At 67.5% G+C, this 18,619-nt stretch carries 12 protein-coding genes; 6 read left to right on the top strand and 6 right to left on the bottom strand.

Annotation, left to right across the window (positions count from 1 at the left end; translation table 11 throughout):
• Positions 1–127: 127 nt before the first annotated feature.
• The 5 genes from pknB to BN977_RS03915 all read right to left on the bottom strand — a co-directional run bounded on the left by pknB (position 128) and on the right by BN977_RS03915 (position 6,661).
• Entirely contained in the window at positions 128–1,969 is a 1,842-nt protein-coding gene (gene pknB, locus BN977_RS03935) for a Stk1 family PASTA domain-containing Ser/Thr kinase (protein WP_036396428.1), read from the bottom strand.
• A 109-nt stretch (positions 1,970–2,078) separates the two neighbouring features.
• Positions 2,079–4,973 carry an MMPL/RND family transporter gene (locus tag BN977_RS03930; RefSeq protein ID WP_036396426.1) on the bottom strand — a complete coding sequence of 965 codons (2,895 nt, stop codon included), beginning with the start codon at positions 4,971–4,973 and terminating at the stop codon, positions 2,079–2,081.
• Complete coding sequence (locus tag BN977_RS03925; RefSeq protein ID WP_024452331.1) at positions 4,970–5,422, bottom strand: MmpS family transport accessory protein; 453 nt, start codon at positions 5,420–5,422, stop codon at positions 4,970–4,972. Before BN977_RS03925 ends, BN977_RS03930 begins: the two co-directional genes overlap by 4 nt.
• A 45-nt stretch (positions 5,423–5,467) precedes the next feature.
• Positions 5,468–5,950 carry a MarR family winged helix-turn-helix transcriptional regulator gene (locus BN977_RS03920; RefSeq protein ID WP_036396424.1) on the bottom strand — a complete coding sequence of 161 codons (483 nt, stop codon included), beginning with the start codon at positions 5,948–5,950 and terminating at the stop codon, positions 5,468–5,470.
• Positions 5,951–6,076: 126 nt separating this feature from the next.
• Positions 6,077–6,661 carry a TetR/AcrR family transcriptional regulator gene (locus tag BN977_RS03915; RefSeq protein ID WP_036396423.1) on the bottom strand — a complete coding sequence of 195 codons (585 nt, stop codon included), beginning with the start codon at positions 6,659–6,661 and terminating at the stop codon, positions 6,077–6,079.
• Positions 6,662–6,773: 112 nt separating this feature from the next.
• On the opposite strand from BN977_RS03915, the gene BN977_RS03910 reads away from it, so the two are divergent.
• Positions 6,774–8,549, top strand: coding sequence for an acyl-CoA dehydrogenase (locus BN977_RS03910; RefSeq protein ID WP_036396422.1), 1,776 nt, complete (start codon positions 6,774–6,776; stop codon positions 8,547–8,549).
• Positions 8,550–8,582: 33 nt separating this feature from the next.
• On the opposite strand, the gene atzF is transcribed toward BN977_RS03910, so the two are convergent.
• Positions 8,583–10,202: an allophanate hydrolase gene (gene atzF, locus BN977_RS03905; protein WP_036396420.1), complete on the bottom strand. Its 1,620-nt coding sequence runs from the start codon at positions 10,200–10,202 to the stop codon at positions 8,583–8,585.
• Between the two features lie 171 nt (positions 10,203–10,373).
• On the opposite strand from atzF, the gene BN977_RS03900 reads away from it, so the two are divergent.
• The 5 genes from BN977_RS03900 (at position 10,374) to BN977_RS03880 (ending at position 18,613) form a co-directional block, all read left to right on the top strand.
• On the top strand, positions 10,374–10,832 hold the full coding sequence (locus BN977_RS03900) for a single-stranded DNA-binding protein (RefSeq protein ID WP_036396418.1): 459 nt from the start codon (positions 10,374–10,376) through the stop codon (positions 10,830–10,832).
• Between the two features lie 79 nt (positions 10,833–10,911).
• Positions 10,912–12,585, top strand: coding sequence for an energy-dependent translational throttle protein EttA (gene ettA / locus BN977_RS03895; RefSeq protein ID WP_024452325.1), 1,674 nt, complete (start codon positions 10,912–10,914; stop codon positions 12,583–12,585).
• Between the two features lie 100 nt (positions 12,586–12,685).
• Positions 12,686–17,542 (top strand): NAD-glutamate dehydrogenase, encoded by a 4,857-nt coding sequence (locus BN977_RS03890; RefSeq protein ID WP_036396416.1) that lies wholly within the window; start codon positions 12,686–12,688, stop codon positions 17,540–17,542.
• Positions 17,535–17,957 carry an acyl-CoA thioesterase gene (locus BN977_RS03885; RefSeq protein ID WP_024452323.1) on the top strand — a complete coding sequence of 141 codons (423 nt, stop codon included), beginning with the start codon at positions 17,535–17,537 and terminating at the stop codon, positions 17,955–17,957. The genes BN977_RS03890 and BN977_RS03885 overlap by 8 nt, the downstream gene beginning before the upstream one ends.
• Positions 17,954–18,613 (top strand): DUF8010 domain-containing protein, encoded by a 660-nt coding sequence (locus BN977_RS03880; protein WP_024452322.1) that lies wholly within the window; start codon positions 17,954–17,956, stop codon positions 18,611–18,613. The genes BN977_RS03885 and BN977_RS03880 overlap by 4 nt, the downstream gene beginning before the upstream one ends.
• Positions 18,614–18,619 lie beyond the last annotated feature (6 nt).

The following is an 18,619-nucleotide window of genomic DNA, read 5'->3' as shown; positions in this document are numbered from 1 at the left end:
ACAACCTGCTGGGAGTTTCCGTGGTCGATCCAAAAGCCAGTGGCGCAGTGGCTTTCGATAATCCGGCGGTGGCGACTTTTTGTATGCGCAGGCCTATGTAAAAGTGGCCGAGATCACGGCGCCGGCCTCAGGAGCCGTAATTCACCGTGATGGTGCCGTCGCGGTTCACCGGAACGTGGGGCGCCGGATCCTGTTGCACGATCTTGGCGCGTTTGTCATTGCCGGCGTTGATATCCGGGCCTTTGAGGAACAACCCCGTGAAGCCCAGAGATTGCAGCAGCTGTTGCGCATCCCCGTAGAACAGATTCGTCAGATCGGGCGTCTCGATTTGGTTCGCGCGGGACACCTTGAGCGTGATCGGTGTGTCCGAGGCCACCGAGGCGCCCGCGGGCGGATCGGTGCTCGCCACCTGTCCGATGGGCAAGTTGCTGTCGGCATCGGTTCGCAAAATGGTCGTGAACCCTGCCGTGCCGAGGTTCTGCCTGGCCTGGTCCTCGGTCTGACCGGTCACATCCGGCACCTGACGCGTCGCGGGACCGGCACCGACCACGATGATGATCTCGTTGCTGGTGGCCGAATCCTGCTGCGCCGCAGGGATGGTCTCGACGACGCGGTCCTTTTCCTCGGCCTTGGACGGCTGCGACATGCGCCGGATGTTGTCGAACCCGGCGTCGTGCAGGGTGCGCACCGCCTCGTCGTACGTCAGCGACGAGACGTCGGGGATACGGCGCTGTTCGGGTCCGGTCGACACGTTCAGGGTGATATCGCTGCCCGAGGCCACCGAGGCGTCGGCGGCCGGATCGGTGTCGATCACCCGGCCGGCTTCCACCGACCCGTCCGGTTTGGTGTCCACCTGTGGGCTCAGGCCGCGGTCCTGTAGCCGGCTCACCGCCTCCTGGCGGGTCAGCCCGTGCACGTCGGGCACCCGCACCCGATTCATGGTGCCCACGACGTACACACCGGCCAGCACCAGCAGCGTCACCGCCGCGAGCGCACCGGCGATCAGCCAGCTCCGCGATGGGCCGCGGCGGTCCTGGGCCGGCAGCTGCAACGTGTGCGGGTGCGGATCGCGTACCGCGGGTGTCTCGTCGGTGTCGGGCGGCGGCTGCACCGACGCCTCCGGCGCGTCCCCGCTGCCGACCCGCAGCAGGTCGGCGTGCAGTTCGGCGGCGCTCTGGTAGCGCTTGTCGGGTTTCTTGGCCAGCGCCTTGAGCACCACGGCGTCGAGTTCGGGGGAGATGCCCGCGCGCCGTTGTGACGGCGGCACCGGCCGCTCCCGGACATGTTGGTAAGCCACCGCCAACGGTGTGTCACCGGTGAAAAGGGCTTGCCCGGTGAGCATTTCGTACAGCACGCAGCCCAGTGAGTAGACGTCGGTGCGAGCGTCGACCTCCTGGCCGCGGGCCTGCTCGGGGGAGAAGTACTGGGCGGTGCCGACGACGGCCGACGTCGCGGTCAGCCGGTCGCCGGTGGTGGCGTTCATGGCGTGCGCGATCCCGAAGTCCATCACCTTCACCGCTCCGGTCGGGGTGATCATGATGTTCGCCGGCTTGATGTCGCGGTGCACGATCCCGCGGCTGTGGCTGAACTCCAGCGCCGTGCAGACCTCGCCGATGATCGCGATCGCCCGGTGCGGGGCCATCGCGCCGTGCCGCTGGATCAGCTTGCCGACCGTCTGGCCCTCGACATACTCCATCACCAGGAACGGCAGCTTGCCGTTGGGTGTCTGCGCCTCACCGGTGTCATACACCGCCACGATCGACGGGTGGTTCAGCGCCGCGGTGTGCTTGGCCTCCCGGCGGAAGCGCTGGTAGAAGCTCGGATCGCGGACCAGGTCGGCGCGCAGGATCTTGATCGCGACGTCACGGTGCAGCCGGACGTCGCGGGCGCGGTGCACCTCGGACATCCCGCCGAAACCCAGGATCTCGCCGAGCTCGTAACGATCGGTCAGCTGCTGAGGCACCGTCATCGCGCCACCTCGTTCCCGCCGACACTGTCATAACCCACGCCATCGATCATCGCTCAACAGGCAAGCGGCGGGTCCGACACCCCGGTCAGACCCGCCGCGACCTCGTGCATCAGCCCTGCGCGGGCAGCGTCTCGGTGTCGGCCTCACTGGAGCGCCGCTTCGGCACGTACGGCACGAACTGGTAGTCACCGCGCGGATAGACCACCTGGGGCCACCAGAACCAGCGGCCCAGCATGGTGGCGATGGACGGCATCAGCAGTGACCGCACGATGAACGTGTCGATCAGCAGGCCGATCGCGATGGTCGAGCCCATCTGGGCCAGCACGATCAGCTTGCTGGCCATCATCCCGGCCATGGTGGCCGCGAACACCAGACCCGCCGACGTGACCACGCCACCGGTACCGGCCATCGACCGGATGATGCCCGTCTTGAGTCCGGCGTGGATCTCGTCTTTGAACCGGGAGACCAGCAGCAGGTTGTAGTCCGAGCCGACCGCCAACAGGATGATCACCGACATCAGCATGACCAGCCATTGCACCTGGATGCCGAACAGGTCCTGCCACAGCAGCACCGAGATGCCGAACGACGCGGCGATGGAGCTGCCGGCGGTGCCGACGATCACGAGTGCGGCCACCGCACTGCGGGTGAGGATGAGCATGATCATGAAAATCAGCGTCAGCGACGACACCACGGCGATCATCAGGTCATAGCGTGCCCCGTCGGCCATGTCCTTGTAGGTCGCCGCGACCCCGCCGAGATAGATCTTGGCGTCCGACAGCGACGACATCTTCAGGGCATCTTGGGCGGCCTTACGCTCGGAATCCACCCGGGCGATGCCCTCCACCGTGGCGGGATCGGTCTGGTGGGTGATGAACATGCGCGCCGACTTCCCGTCCGGTGACAGGAACATCTTCAGACCGCGTTCGAAATCGGGGTTCTGGAAGGCCTCCGGTGGCAGGTAGAACAGGTCGTCGTTCTTGGCGCCGTCGAAGGCCGCGCCCATGGACAGCGCGGTGTCGTTCATCGCCTGCATCTGGTCGATCAGTGCCTTCTGCGAGTTGTACGACGCCAGCGACAGGTCCCGGCTGGTCTCCATCGACGCGATCGTCTGGGGAAGCAGAGCCGTCAGCTTCGGCGCGAGGTCGGCCAGTTTGTCGGTGTTGACCTGAACCTCGCCCGTCTTGTCGGTCAGTTCGTCGATCCCGTCGAGGGCGTCGAACACCGACCGGGCAGCGGCGCACATCGGGATGTCGAAGCAGTGCGGTTCCCAGTAGAAGTAGTTCCGCAGCGGCCGGAACTGGTCGTCGAAATTGGCGATGTTGTCGCGTACCTGCTCGGTGACCTTGAGCAGTTCCTCGGATTTGGCGGCCGAGGCCTGGGTGAGCTGGGTCTGCTCGACCGACAGTGCGTACTGCTTCTTCAGGATGTCGATCGAGACGTTGGTCGCGTCGATCATCCTCAGCTGGTCTTCCAGCTGCTTGCGCTGGAACGGCAGGTTCAGGTTACTGGTCTGCCCCGAGATGCTGGTCTGGAACGGAATCGAGCTGTGCTGGATGGGGATTCCCAGCGGCCGGGTGATGTTCTGCACCATCGCGATGCCTTCGGAGTGCATCACGTTGCTGGAAATCTTGTTCAGCACCAGCATGTCCGCGGGATTGCGCATATCGTGGTCGGACTCGACCATCAGGATGTCCGGGTTCATCCTGGCTTGCGAGAAGTGCCGGTCGGCGGCCGCGAAGCCGATGTTCACCGGGGCGTCCTTGGGTAGGTAGTACTGGTCGTTGTACGCCGGCTTGTAGCCCGGGATGGCCACGATGCCGATCAGCACCACGAACAGGCTGGCGACGAAAATCGGTGCGGGCCAACGCACCACGGCGGTACCGATCTTGCGCCAGAACGTGCTCTGTGGCGGTCGTTTGGACTCGTACAGCCCGACGCGGCTGCCGAGGTAGAGCACCGCGGGACCCAGCGTCGCCGCGATCACGACCACCACCACCATGCCGATCGCCACCGGGGCGCCCATGGTGGAGAAGTACGGCAGGCGACAGAAGCTCAGGCAGTACGTCGCTCCCGCGATGGTCAGCCCGGAACCGACGATCACCGGCGCCACGGATTTGAAGGTGGCGTAGTAGGAGTCGTCGCGGTCCAGGCCCAGGCCACGGTCCTCGCGGTACCGGCCGAAGATGAAGATGCCGTAGTCGGTGGCCGCGGCGATCGCCAGCATGGTCAGGATGTTGCCCGCGAAGGTGGTCAGCCCGAACACGTTGTGGGTGGCCAACACCGACACCACACCACGCGCGGTGAGCAGGGCCAGGAAGGTCAGGAACAGCTGGATCAGCGTGGTCCTGATCGAGCGGTAGACCACCAGCAGCATGGCAGCGATCGCGACGAGGGTGATCAGCGTGATCTCGGCCAGGCTCGCGTTGCCGATGACGTGCAGGTCGTCGGTCAGGGCGGCCGGGCCGGCGACGTACGCCTGGACTCCGGGTGGGGCCTTGGTCTCCTCGATGACCTTGCGGACCGCGTCGACGCCCTCGTTGGCCAGCGTCATGCCCTGCTCGCCGGCAAGATTGATCATCACGTAAGACGCCTTGCCGTCGGCACTTTGGGCGCCGGCCGCCGTCAGCGTGTCACCCCAGAAGTCCTGGATGTGCTGGATGTGTTCGGGATCCTGCGACAACTTGTGGATGATCTCGTCGTAGTACTTGTGCGCATCAGGTCCCAGCGGCTGCTGGCCTTCGACGACGACCATGATGGTGCTGTTGGAGTTGAACTCCTTGAAGTTGCCACCCATCAGCTTCATCGCCTGCATGGATGGCGCGTCCTCGGGAGCCATCGGTGCGGCGTGCAACTCGCCGACCACCTCGAGCTGGGGTGCGATCACGTTCACCACGACGGCGATCACGATCCAGGCCAGCACGATCGGCCAGGCAAGGATGCGGATCAGGCGGGGGAAGGCGGGCCGTTTCGGCGTGCCGGTGGATTCGGTTGTGGTCGTGGTCATGCGGACTTCACCAAGCAGTAGGTCTGGGCGTTGACACCATCGGCGCTCTGCTCCTCACGGACGATGCCGTTGACGGTGACGCGGCAACCGATCGCATCGCCGCTCGATTCGCTGTCGCTGCGCGCCATCAGGTTGGCGCTGACCGTCGGCAGCGTGGTGGACAGGGTGACCGACCAGGGCAGCGGCGCACTCACCGAGTGCACGTTGGCGTCCGGGTCGAAATAGCTGATCTCGGCCGAGCTTCCCGGTGGCCCGTACACCTCGTACACCAGCACCTTCGGGTTGAACTGGACGATTTCGATACCCGCGCCGGCGTTGGCGTTCAGGTCCTGAGACCCGAACATCTTGTGCAACCGCGAGACCACCAGGCCCGAGACCGCCAGCACGATGATCAGGACCACCGGGATCCACGCCTTCTTCAGCGCGCGACCGAATGGAACTTTTTTCACCCCAACCTCTTTCACCGTTCAATCAGTCGTGTCGACGGCACCGTGTCAGCCGGATCCGGCGTGGTCCGGACTTGTTGCCGGGTCGTCGGCGGTCAGCCGGGTCAGGATGGGGCCCGCGACGCTGGCGGCCAGCGCCAGCGCGCGTTCCTCTTCCGGTGACAGGCTCGCCAGGAACTGCTGCAGGCGCTCGCGGCGCGTGCGCCGGCGATTGTCCAGCAGCGCCTGCCCCTGCTCGGTGATGGCGATCAGGCACGCGCGACCGTCGTCCGGATCGGGAACGCGTGCCACCAGGTCGGCCCGTTCCAGGCGTTGCATCAGTTGTGTCATCGACGGCTGGCTCACGCCTTCCTTGGCGGCCAGCACGGTCAGCCGGATCGGTCCCTCCCGGGACACCCGGTGCATGGCGTAGGCCGCCGAGGCGCTCAGTTCGGCGCGATCCGAGAGAAATCGCGCGGTCAGGTCCGTGGCATCGTCGAGCAACTGGCCGATGCACTCCCGTGCATGGTCGTCGGACCGGGGCGATTCCACACCGTATCTATATCACGAAGCTTATCTAATCGATAGCTGAGTCACAGGACTGAGCTGTGCATCTGCTGTCAACGGCGTGATGCACGGAGAGGATTGATGCGATGCGTGATGTAGTCGGGCGCCGGCTCAGCGCACGAGTCGCTCGGCGATATCCGCGTAGAGTTCGCCGAGCTTGACCGCGTCGTGGTGTTTCTTGGACGGGAACCAGCGGCACACGTCCACGCACAGCGACGAGATCGCCATCACGATCTCGTCGACACTGTCGACGCCGAATTCGCCGGCGCGGATGCCGCCGGCGATGATCTCGGTCAGCACCGCGGTCGCTTCGTGCCGCAGTGGCGCGATCTTGCGGTAGTGGGCGGCGGTCAGGCCGTGTAATTCGTACTGGACGACGCGGGCCTGCTTGTGATTCTCCGCGTGCCAGCGCGCGAAGGCGGCGACGACCGCGCGGAGTCGCTCGCCGAAGGCCGGGGTCGACGGATCCGCCTGTTTGAGGGCGGCCAGCAGGCTGCTGTGGCCCTCCAGTGCGATCGCGAAGAGCAACTCCTCTTTCGACCGGTAGTGCGGGTACATGGCCGTCGCGCTCATGTTGAGGCGTTTGGCGATCTGGCGGGTAGAGCTGCCGCCGTATCCCGACTCGGCGAACGCTTCGATGGCAGCCCGCCGCATGCGTTCTGCCGCAGCTGAATCCGAAGATCGGTCGATGGCCATGACGATAGGTGATCTTACACACAATTGACACCGGCGGCACCGAGGGCGCAATATTAGCGAGCGCTCATCAAATGAGCGATCGCTAATTTCTGTCGACCCGAAAGGCGCGACCATGGCCGACTTTCTCTCACGGCGCGATATCGACTTCCTGCTCCACGAGTGGCTGGATGTCACCGCGCTGACCAAGCGTGATCATTTCGCCGAACACTCCAGGGACACGTTCGACGCCGTGCTCGACCTTTCGGCCGACATCGCCGCCAAACTCTTTGCACCACACAACAAGAAGGGCGACCAGACCCAGCCCGTGGTGCGGTCCGACGGTTCGGTCGTGCTGATCGACGAGATCAAGGAAGCGCTGGATGCGTTCAGTGCCGCGGGGTTGATGGCGGGTCCGTTCGACGAGGCGATCGGTGGGATGCAGTTGCCGACGGTGGTGTCGCAGGCGGCGTTGGCCTTTGCGCGTGCGGCCAACCCGAGCACCACGGCCTATGCCTTCCTGACGATGGGCAACGCCAACCTGCTGGCCGAGTACGGTTCCCAGGAGCAGATCGACACCTGGGTGCGCCCCATGCTGGAGGGTCGCTACTTCGGCACGATGTGCCTGTCGGAACCCGAAGCCGGATCCTCCCTCGCCGACATCACCACCAGAGCGGTCCGCACACCCGACGGCACCTACCGGGTGACGGGCACCAAGATGTGGATCACCGGTGGGGACCACGAGTTGACCGAGAACATCGTGCATCTCGTGCTCGCGAAGGCGCCTGGCGGTGGTCCGGGTGTCAAAGGCATCTCCCTGTTCATCGTGCCGAAGTTCCTTCCGGACGGCACCCGCAACGACGTGGCGCTGGTGAGCCTGAACCACAAGATGGGCAACCACGCGACGACGAATGCGCTGCTGAACTTCGGCGACGGAACCCACCCGGTGGCCGGCGGCGAGGGGGCCGTCGGTTACTTGGTCGGCGAGGAGCACAAGGGTCTGGCGTACATGTTCCACATGATGAACGAGGCCCGGATGGCGGTCGGATTGCAGGCCAGCGCAACCGGTTACGCCGGATATCTGGCATCACTGGAGTACGCCAAGCAGCGCACCCAGGGCCGCCCGGTCGGGAACAAGGATGCGTCCGTGCGACCGGTGCCACTGATCGAGCACGCCGATGTCAAGCGAATGCTGCTGGCGCAGAAGTCTTATGTGGAAGGCGGGTTGGCGCTGGGACTGTACTGCGCGAACCTGGTCGACGAAGCCCGCACCGGCGCCGACGGCGAGCGTGACAGCGCGCATCTGCTTCTGGAGGTCCTGACCCCCATCGCCAAGAGTTGGCCGTCGCAGTGGTGCCTGGAGGCCAACAGCCTGGCGATCCAGGTTCATGGTGGCTATGGCTACACAACGGAATTCGACGTCGAGCAGTACTACCGGGACAACCGCCTGAACGCCATTCACGAAGGCACCCACGGCATCCACGGCCTGGACCTGCTGGGCCGAAAGGTCGTCATGCAGGACGGGGCGGGCCTGGCCCTGCTCGTCGCACGCATCGGCGAGACCATCGACAGGGCCGCGGCCACCGACTACGCCGCCACGCAGGCCGGCGCACTCCGGCGGGCCGTCCAACGCCTCCAGGAGGTCACCGCGATCCTCTGGTCGGCCGATGAGCTCGCCACCACCCTCGCCAACGCGTCGGTGTACCTGGAAGCGGTCGGTCACGTCGTGGTGGCCTGGCTGTGGTTGGAGCAGCTGCTCGTGGTGAGCGACAACCAGGGGAGTTTCTACGATGGGAAGCGTGCCGCGGCACAGTATTTCTTCACCTACGAGCTGCCCAAGGTGGGTCCGCAGTTCGATCTGCTGGCATCGCTGGACCGCGTGACCGTCGAAGCCCGGCCCGACTGGTTCTGAGTCCGCTACACCGCTCCGGCCGCGATGGCCGTGTCAGATCGCTCCGGCCGCGATGGCCGCTGGCCAACTGCCATAGGAGCTGATATCGGGCCCGGTCGCCGCCGAGGCGTCGGCGGCGAACGCGGTGCGCCAACTGCCGTCGGCGAACTCGACCTTGCCCAGCTGCATCGGCGCCGGCAGCGCGGCCAGGAACCGGCCCAGCGCCGCGGGGGACAGCAGCCAGCGGTGGCCCAGCAGCGCCGCGCCCTCGTCACCCTCGGCGACGCGGGTGACGGCGGGTTTGGCCGGCGTGGTCGGCAGCACCGTCATCCGGTACCGCGGCGCCGTCGTCAGCTCGCCGTCCCAGCGGGCGCCCAGATCCGTCAGCTGCGACACCAAGGCGCCACCGCGCAGGTGCGCGCCGAACACCACCAGCTCGGTGTGGTCGGCGACCGACAACGGCCAAACCTGCTGCGGCGCTTCGACACCCGTGGCCATCGCGGCGATATCCACCGCGACGGCGTCGTCGAACGCGCGGGCCAGCACCGTGACACCGAACTGTGCGTCCCCCGCGGTTCCGGCGGGCACCGCGACGCCGCACATGTCGAACAGATTGCAGAAATTGGTGTAGGTGCCCATCGCCGAGTTCACCCCGATCGGGTCGGCGGCCACCTGCTCCAGGCTGGGATGGAGCGGCGCGGTCGGCACCAACAACGCGTCGACCCCGTCCAGCGACCGCAGCGCCACCGTGCGCAGCCGGGCCACCTCACGGCGGTCGGTGACCAGGAGGTGCGCCGGGATGTCGCGGGCCTTGGTGATGATGTGGCGGACCGTCGGATCGAGGTCCGCGTCCGGGTGGCCGTCGATGAACTCGCCCACCGCGGCGTATCTTTCGGCCACCAGCGCACCGTCGTAGAGCAGCCGGGCCGCGGCCAGGAACGGGTCGATGTCGACGTGGACGATGCGGGCGCCGGCCTGCTCCAAGGTCTGCACCGCGGCCGCGAACGCGGCCTGCCAGGTGTCGTCGAGCGCAGGAAGCGATGATGGCACGGCCACAACGGGATTCGGCGGTGCCGCCAGCCGGGTGTCGGCGGGCCACGGCCGGTCCCCGGCCGCGGCCATCGCCGCCATCGCGGTATTCGCCAGCTCCAGGTCCCCGGCGAAAATCGTGACACAGTCATAGGATTCGCAGGCCGGCACGACACCGACGGTGCTCACCACACCGAGCGTCGGTTTGATCCCGACGATGCCCTGCAGGCCCGCCGGCACCCGGCCGGACCCCGCGGTGTCGGTGCCGATCGCGATATCGGCCTGCCCCGAGGCCACCGCGGCCGCGGAGCCCGAGCTCGAACCGCCACTGATGTAGTCGGGCCTGCGGGTGTCCGATACCGCGCCGTACGGCGAGCGCGTCCCGACCAGCCCGGTGGCGAACTGGTCCAGGTTCGTCTTGCCGACCACGACGGCACCCGCCGCGCGCAGCGCCGCGACCGCCGGGGCGTCCGCCGCGGGCCGGTAGCCGAACTGTGGGCAGGCCGCGGTGGTGGGCAGGCCGGCCGCGTCGACGTTGTCCTTGACGGCCAGTCGCAGCCCGGCCAGTGTCCCGCCGGCCGCACGGCTGGCGGCCAGGTCGGCGTCGATATCGGCATCGGGGCGTCGGCTGATCCACACGGTCATGGGCCAAACCCTAGAGCCCGGTTATCCACAGTGCCCGATTGATCCACAGGTGGCGGGGTGCCCCGGCCTCGTGACGCGGTGTCTGTCGGTGCCGGGCGGGTCAATGGGTGCACAGGCCCGCAGCGCGAGCGTCCGGTGCGGGCACCGAGGAAATGACTGAAAGGAAATGCCATGTTCGAGACACCGTTTTCCGTGGTCGGCACCGTCATCACCGATGTGGTGCCGCGCCGCGTCGGCGACCAGGAGTTCATCCGGTTCCGGGTGGCCAGCAACTCCCGCCGGCGCACCCCGGAGGGCACCTGGGAGCCCGGCAACTCGCTCTACCTCACCGTCAACTGCTGGGGCCGGGTCGCCGACGGTGTGGCCGGCGTGCTGTTCAAGGGTGATCCGGTGGTCGTCGTCGGACACATCTACACCAATGAATACGAGGACAAGGAGGGCAACCGCCGGTCCACCATCGAGGTGCGCGCCACCGCGGTCGGCCCGGACCTGACCCGGTGCCGGGTCAGGATCGACCCCGCGCGGCGGGCCGCCGAGCAGGCCGAGCAGGCCGGCCCGGATGGTGGTGACGGCACCGAAGCCGCCGACGAGGGCGTCGAGCAGCCGGGGGAGCTGCCGATCTCGGCGTAACCGCGATTTTCGCTCTTGCCTAGGATGGTCTGCGAGTTTCATCGAGACCCGCAGCCGGACGAAAGGCAAGACGACGGCAATGGCCGAATTCATCTACACGATGCGGAAGGTCCGCAAGGCGCACGGCGACAAGGTCATCCTCGACGACGTCACCTTGAACTTCCTTCCGGGCGCGAAGATCGGCGTCGTCGGTCCCAACGGGGCCGGTAAGTCGAGCGTTCTGAAGATCATGGCCGGTATCGACCAGCCCAACAACGGCGACGCCTTCCTGGCGCCGGGCGCGACGGTCGGCATCCTCATGCAGGAGCCGCATCTCGACGAGACCAAGACCGTCCGGGAGAACGTCGAAGAAGGCGTCGCCGTCAAGGCCAAGCTCAACCGGTACAACGAGGTGGCCGAGCTGATGGCCACCGACTACACCGATGAGCTCATGGAAGAGATGGGCCAGCTGCAGGAGGAACTGGACGCCGCCGACGCGTGGGATATCGACTCCCAGCTGGAGCAGGCCATGGATGCGCTGCGCTGCCCGCCGCCGGACGAGCCGGTCACCCACCTCTCCGGCGGTGAGAAGCGTCGCGTCGCGCTGTGCAAACTGCTGCTGTCCAAGCCCGACCTGCTGCTGCTCGACGAGCCCACCAACCACCTCGACGCCGAGAGCGTGCTGTGGCTCGAACAGCACCTGGCCGCCTACAAGGGCGCCATCCTGGCCGTCACCCACGACCGGTACTTCCTGGACAACGTGGCCGAGTGGATCCTCGAACTCGACCGCGGCCGCGCCTACCCGTACGAGGGCAACTACTCCACCTACCTGGAGAAGAAGGCCGAACGCCTGGAGGTGCAGGGCAAGAAGGACCAGAAGTTGCAGAAGCGGCTGAAGGAAGAGCTGGCCTGGGTCCGTTCCGGCGCCAAGGCCCGGCAGGCCAAGAACAAGGCCCGGCTCGGCCGCTACGAGGAGATGGCCGCCGAGGCGGAGAAGACCCGCAAGCTCGACTTCGAGGAAATCCAGATCCCGACCCCACCGCGACTGGGCAACCTGGTGGTCGAGGTCGAACACCTGGACAAGGGCTTCGAGGGGCGCACCCTGATCAAGGACCTGTCCTTCACCCTGCCGCGTAACGGCATCGTCGGCGTGATCGGCCCCAACGGTGTCGGTAAGACCACCCTGTTCAAGACCATCGTCGGGCTGGAGGCGCCGGACAGCGGCACCGTCAAGATCGGCGAGACGGTCAAGCTCAGCTACGTCGACCAGACCCGCGCCGGCATCGACCCGAAGAAGACGGTGTGGCAGGTCGTTTCCGACGGCCTCGACTACATCGAGGTCGGCCAGAACGAGATCCCGTCCCGCGCCTACGTGTCGGCGTTCGGGTTCAAGGGCCCCGACCAGCAGAAGCCGGCGGGCGTGCTGTCCGGTGGCGAGCGCAACCGGCTCAACCTGGCGCTCACCCTCAAGGAGGGCGGCAACCTGATCCTGCTCGACGAGCCGACCAACGACCTCGACGTCGAAACGCTGAGCTCGCTGGAGAACGCCCTCGAGCAGTTCCCGGGCTGCGCCGTGGTCATCTCTCACGACCGGTGGTTCCTGGACCGCACCTGCACGCACATCCTGGCGTGGGAGGGTGACGACGACAACGAGGCCAAGTGGTTCTGGTTCGAAGGCAACTTCGGCGCGTACGAGGAGAACAAGGTCCAGCGGCTGGGAGCCGACGCGGCGCGGCCGCACCGCGTCACGCACCGCAGGCTCACCCGCGACTGATCCGGCGGGCACGGGCTACCGGGCCGGTCGGGGAGACTAGTGTCGCTCGTGCGCGCCGCCAACGAGGGTGGCACGCCGGTGTGAGTGAGGAGCCTTCGGCATGACGGTGAATCCGGCAGCCCCACAGCAGTTGCGTCTCAGCGAGGACGCCGTGGGGCGCCTGGCGGCGGCGTATCTGGCCACCCATCACGGCCCGCACGGCGACGCGCCGTCCAGTGACGTCGCCGTCACCGTGCCGGTGGATCGGGCGATCACCGGCAAGGTGATGTCGCCGGAGTTGCTGGCCGCCCACGTCGCACTGGGCCGACGCCGGGCGCCGGGGGAGACTCTGGTGGCGGTGTACCCGTCCCAGGCGCCGGGCGAGACCTCACCCGGGTTCGCGCCGGCGCTGCAGGTGGTCACCGACCCCAGCCCGATGATGATGGACTCGGTCACGGTGATGCTGCACCGGCTCGGCGTCAACTACGTGTCGATCATGAATCCGGTGCTGCGGGTGCACCGCGGACCCGGTGGGGAGCTGCTCGACGTCGCCCCGTCCGCCGGTCCCGACGCGCCGGCCGACGGCATCGACGAGACGTGGATCCACGTCCGGCTCGCGCCGACCGCCGACCCCGCCGCGGTCGACGAGGCGGCCCGGCTGCTGCCGAGCGTCCTCGCCGACGCCCGGCAGGTCGCCGCCGACTCCTCGGCACTCAACGCCACCCTCGTCGGCCTGGCCAACGCGCTCGACGCCGACCACGCCGGCCATTTCGCCGGACCCGACCGCCGCGACGTCGCATCACTGCTGCGTTGGCTGGCCGACGGGCATTTCGTGCTGCTGGGCTATCAGCGCTGCGCCGTGCAGGGCGGCGCGGCCACCGTCGACCCGGCCAGCCGGCTCGGCGTGCTGCGCTCGCGCACCGACGTCTTCCCCGAGCTGACCGCACCCGGCGACCTGGTGGTGCTGGCGCAGGCCACCATGCCCAGCTTCCTGCGCTACGGCGCCTACCCGTACATGGTGGTCATCCGGGAGACCCCGGGCGGGGTGGTGTCCAGCCAGGCCGTCGAGCACCGGTTCGTCGGGTTGTTCACGGTGGCCGCGATGAACGCCAACGTGCTGGAGATTCCGCTGATCGCCCGCCGCGTCGACGAGGTGCTGGCCCGCACCCAGAGCGATCCCAGCCATCCCGCCCAGCTGATGCTCGACATCATCCAGACCATCCCGCGCTCGGAATTGTTCGCGCTGACCAGTGGGGAACTGCTGGACACCGCCCGGGCAGTGGTCGACCTCGGTTCGCTGCGGCGTGCGCTGCTGTTCCTGCGGGCCGACCAGCTGGGGCACTTCGTGTCCGCGCTGGTGTACCTCCCGCGGGACCGCTACACCACCGCGGTGCGGCTGGCCATCCAGGACATCCTGGTCCGCGAACTCGGCGGTGTCAGCATCGAGTACGCCGCCCGGGTCAGCGAATCACCCTGGGCGGTGGTGCATTTCACGGTCAAAATGCCCGAGGGTGGGCGACGCGCCGATATCGACACCTCGCCGCAGAACGAAACCCGGATTCAGCAGCTGCTCACCGAGGCCTCCCGGACCTGGGCGGACCGGCTGATCGGATCGGTGAAGTCCGGCGCGATCGGCCAGGGTCTGGCCGAGCACTACGCCGCGGCGTTCCCGGAGGTGTACAAGCAGGCGTTCACGCCCGCCGAAGCCATCGCCGATATTGCGATCATCGAAGAGCTGCAAGACAATTCGGTGAAGCTGGTGTTCGCCGAAGGGACCGGTGAGGACCGGGTCGCCAAGCTGACGTGGTACCTGGGCGGCCGTTCGGCCTCACTGTCGGAGCTGCTGCCCATGCTGCAGAGCATGGGCGTGGTGGTGCTCGAAGAGCGGCCCTTCACCGTCACCCGCGCCGACGGCCTGCCGGTGTGGATCTACCAGTTCAAGGTGTCCCCGCACCGGTCCATCCCGGTCGACGAGGATCCCGACACCACCGCGACGCTGTTCGCCGACGCCGTCACCGCCATCTGGCAGGGCCGGGCCGAGATCGACCGGTTCAACGAGCTGGTGTTGCGTGCCGGCCTGACCTGGCAGCAGGTCACCATCCTGCGTGGCTACGCGAAATACCTGCGCCAGGCCGGATTCCCGTACAGCCAGTCCCATATCGAGACGGTGCTCAACGACAACGCCGGCACCGCGCGTTCCCTGGTGGAACTGTTCGAAGCTCTCTTCGATCCGGCGGCCGAGCCGCCGCGCGACGCCCAGGCCGCGGCCGCCGCCGTCGCCGCCGATATCGACGCGTTGACCAGCCTGGACACCGACCGGGTGCTGCGGGCGTTCGCCAGCCTGGTGCAGGCCACCCTGCGGACCAACTACTTCGTCACCGACCCGAACTCGGCGCGCGCCCAGGACGTGGTGTCCTTCAAGCTCAATCCGGGTCTGATCTCCGAACTTCCGTTGCCGCGCCCGCGGTTCGAGATCTTCGTCTACTCGCCCCGGGTCGAGGGCGTGCACCTGCGGTTCGGTTTCGTCGCCCGCGGCGGCCTGCGGTGGTCGGATCGCCGGGAGGACTTCCGGACCGAGATCCTGGGCCTGGTCAAGGCGCAGGCCGTGAAGAACGCCGTCATCGTGCCCGTCGGCGCCAAGGGCGGATTCGTCGTCAAGCAGCCGCCCGTGCCCACCGGTGACGCCGCCACCGACCGGGACGCCCAGCGCGCCGAGGGGGTGGCCTGCTACCGGCTGTTCATCTCCGGCCTGCTCGACCTCACCGACAACGTCGAGAAGTCGACCGGAAACGTCATCACCCCAACGGGTGTGGTGCGCCGCGACGGTGACGACGCCTACCTGGTGGTCGCCGCCGACAAGGGCACCGCGACGTTCTCCGATATCGCCAACGACGTCGCCAAGTCCTACGGGTTCTGGCTGGGCGATGCGTTCGCCTCCGGCGGCTCGGTGGGTTATGACCACAAGGCGATGGGCATCACCGCCAAGGGCGCCTGGGAATCGGTCAAGCGGCACTTCCGCGAACTGGGTGTCGACACCCAGACCCAGGATTTCACCGTGGTCGGCGTCGGCGATATGAGCGGCGACGTGTTCGGCAACGGGATGTTGCTGTCCAAGCACATTCGGCTGGTCGCCGCCTTCGACCACCGGCACATCTTCCTGGACCCCAACCCCGATCCGGCCACCTCGTGGGCGGAGCGCGAGCGGATGTTCGCGCTGCCGCGGTCCAGTTGGGACGACTACGACCGCTCGTTGATCAGCGAAGGCGGCGGCGTCTACAGCCGTGAGCAGAAGTCCATCGCGATCAGCCCGCAGGTGCGCGCCGTGCTCGGTCTGGCCGACGACGTCACCGAGATGACGCCGCCCGCCCTGATGAAGGCGGTGCTGCTGGCACCGGTCGACCTGTTCTGGAACGGCGGCATCGGCACCTATGTGAAGGCCGAGACCGAATCCGACGCCGCGGTGGGCGACCGTGCCAACGACGCGGTGCGCGTCAACGGAAACCAGTTGCGGGTCAAAGTGGTCGGTGAAGGCGGCAACCTCGGCGTGACGCAGCGCGGCCGCATCGAATTCGACCTGGGTGGCGGCCGGATCAACACCGACGCCATGGACAACTCGGCCGGGGTGGACTGCTCCGACCATGAGGTGAACATCAAGATCCTGGTCGACTCGCTGGTCACCACGGGCAAGGTCAGCGCCGACGAGCGCACCGAGCTGCTGATGTCGATGACCGACGAGGTGGGCCGGCTGGTGCTGGCCGACAACAAGGACCAGAACGACCTGATGGGAACGAGCCGGGCGAACGCACCGAGCCTGCTGTCGGTGCACGCCCGGCAGATCAAGGAGCTGGTCGACGAGCGCGAGCTCAACCGTGAGCTGGAGGCGCTGCCCAACGAGAAGGAGATCCACCGCCGCGCCGAGCTCGGATTGGGTTTGACCTCACCGGAATTGGCCACCCTGATGGCGCATGTGAAGCTGGCGCTCAAGGATCAGCTGCTGGCCAGCGACCTGCCCGACCAGGAGGTGTTCGCCTCCCGGCTGCCGTCCTACTTCCCGGCCCAGCTGCGGGACCGGTTCGGTGCCGACATCCGCAATCACCAGCTGCGCCGGGAGATCGTGACCACCATGCTGGTCAACGACCTCGTCGACACCAGCGGCATCACCTACGCCTACCGGATCAGTGAGGACGTCGGCGTCGGCCCCGTCGACGCGGTGCGCAGCTACGTCGCCACCGACGCGATCTTCAAGGTCGGCGAGGTGTGGCACGCGATCCGCGCCGCCGGCGATGCCGGGGTGCCGGTCACGGTGACCGACCGGATGACACTGGATCTGCGCCGGCTCATCGACCGGGCCGGTCGCTGGCTGCTGAACTACCGCCCGCAGCCGCTGGCCGTCGGTGCGGAGATCAACCGCTTCGCCGAGAAGGTGGCCACCCTGACCCCGCGGATGTCGGAGTGGCTGCGCGGTGACGACAAGGCCATCGTGGAGAAGGACGCCGGCGAGTTCATCGCGCAGGGCGTGCCGGAGCACCTGGCCTACATGGTGGCCACCGGCCTCTACCAGTTCAGCCTGCTCGACGTCATCGACATCAGCGACATCCTGGAGCGCGACGCCGCCGAGGTGGCCGACACCTACTTCGCATTGATGGACCGTCTCGGTGCCGACGGGCTGCTCACCGCGATCTCCCGGCTACCCCGCGACGACCGCTGGCATTCGTTGGCGCGGTTGGCCATTCGCGATGACATCTACGGGTCGCTGCGCGCCCTGTGCTTCGACGTGATGGCCGTCGGTGAACCGGACGAGACCGGCGAGCAGAAGATCGAGGAGTGGGAGGTCACCAACACCTCCCGGGTGGCCCGGGCGCGCCGCACCCTCGACGAGATCTACGCCGAAGGGGAGCGGGACCTGGCCACCCTGTCGGTGGCCGCACGCCAGATCCGGAGCATGACGCGCACGAGTGGAACGGGAACCAGTGGCTAACGGGTTCGTCACGCCGGTGCCGGTGCGCTGGTCGGATATCGACATGTACCAGCACGTCAATCACGCCACCATGGTCACCATCCTGGAGGAGGCCCGCGTCCCGTTCCTCAGTGAGCCGTTCGCCGGTGACGTCCACAGCACGGGGTTGCTCATCGCCGAGGTCAAGGTGTCCTACAAAGGCCAAGTGCGCCTGACGGATTCGCCTCTGCAGGTGACCATCTGGGTGAACCGGCTGCGGGCGGTGGACTTCACCCTCGGCTACGAGGTGCGCTCAGTGCACGCCGACCCGGACTCCAAACCGGCCGTCATCGCCGAGACCCAGCTGGCGGCCTTCAGCATCGAAGAGCAGAAGCTGGTGCGCCTGGCGCCGCATCATCGCGAATACCTCGAGCGCTACCTGCGGCCAACGGCGTGACCGCCGCAGAGCGTGGCGTCTGGCTGGACGGCCCGGCACACCGCGACGACCTGGGCACCTTCGCCGAACGCACCCTGCGCCTCGACGAGGCCGCGGTGATCCGGCTGCGGCAACGGGCCGACGACCACCTCGTCGCCTGGGTGTCAACGGGTTTCGATGTGCTGGCCAGCCGGGTGGTGAGCGGCCGGGTGAATCCTGCCGACCTGTGCGTGGGCGCCGATCACCTGGTGGCCGCGTTACCCGCGATGGATGCCGCCGGCTTCGTCGAGCCGGGCTTCGCGATGGACTCGGCCTGGCGGGGGGCGCTGCCGCCGGACAGCGGGTTCGCGCACCTCGACGACGTACCGGCCCGCGCCGTGCTGGACCTGGCCGACCGCGGCGCCGAGTTGGCCAAGGAGCACGGCAGCGCGCACGGGCCGCCGGCGTCCCTGCTGGACCAGGAGGTGCTGGCCGTCAGTTCCGGGGCCACCGCCGTGGGCATTCCGATGCGTTGCGTCTTCGCCTTGACCGCAATGGGTTTCCTGCCGCCGACCGGCGGTGAGGTCAGTGCCGAGGAGATCGTGCGGGTGCGGGTGCACCCGGCTTGGCTGCGGATCGACGCCCGGTTCGGCTCGGTGTACCGCCGCATCGGCGACCCCGCGCTCGTCTTGCGCTGATCAGCG

The sequence above is a fragment of the Mycolicibacterium cosmeticum genome, from assembly GCF_000613185.1.
Classification (GTDB): Bacteria; Actinomycetota; Actinomycetes; order Mycobacteriales; family Mycobacteriaceae; genus Mycobacterium; species Mycobacterium cosmeticum.
This window is presented reverse-complemented; position numbering and strand designations above follow the sequence as displayed.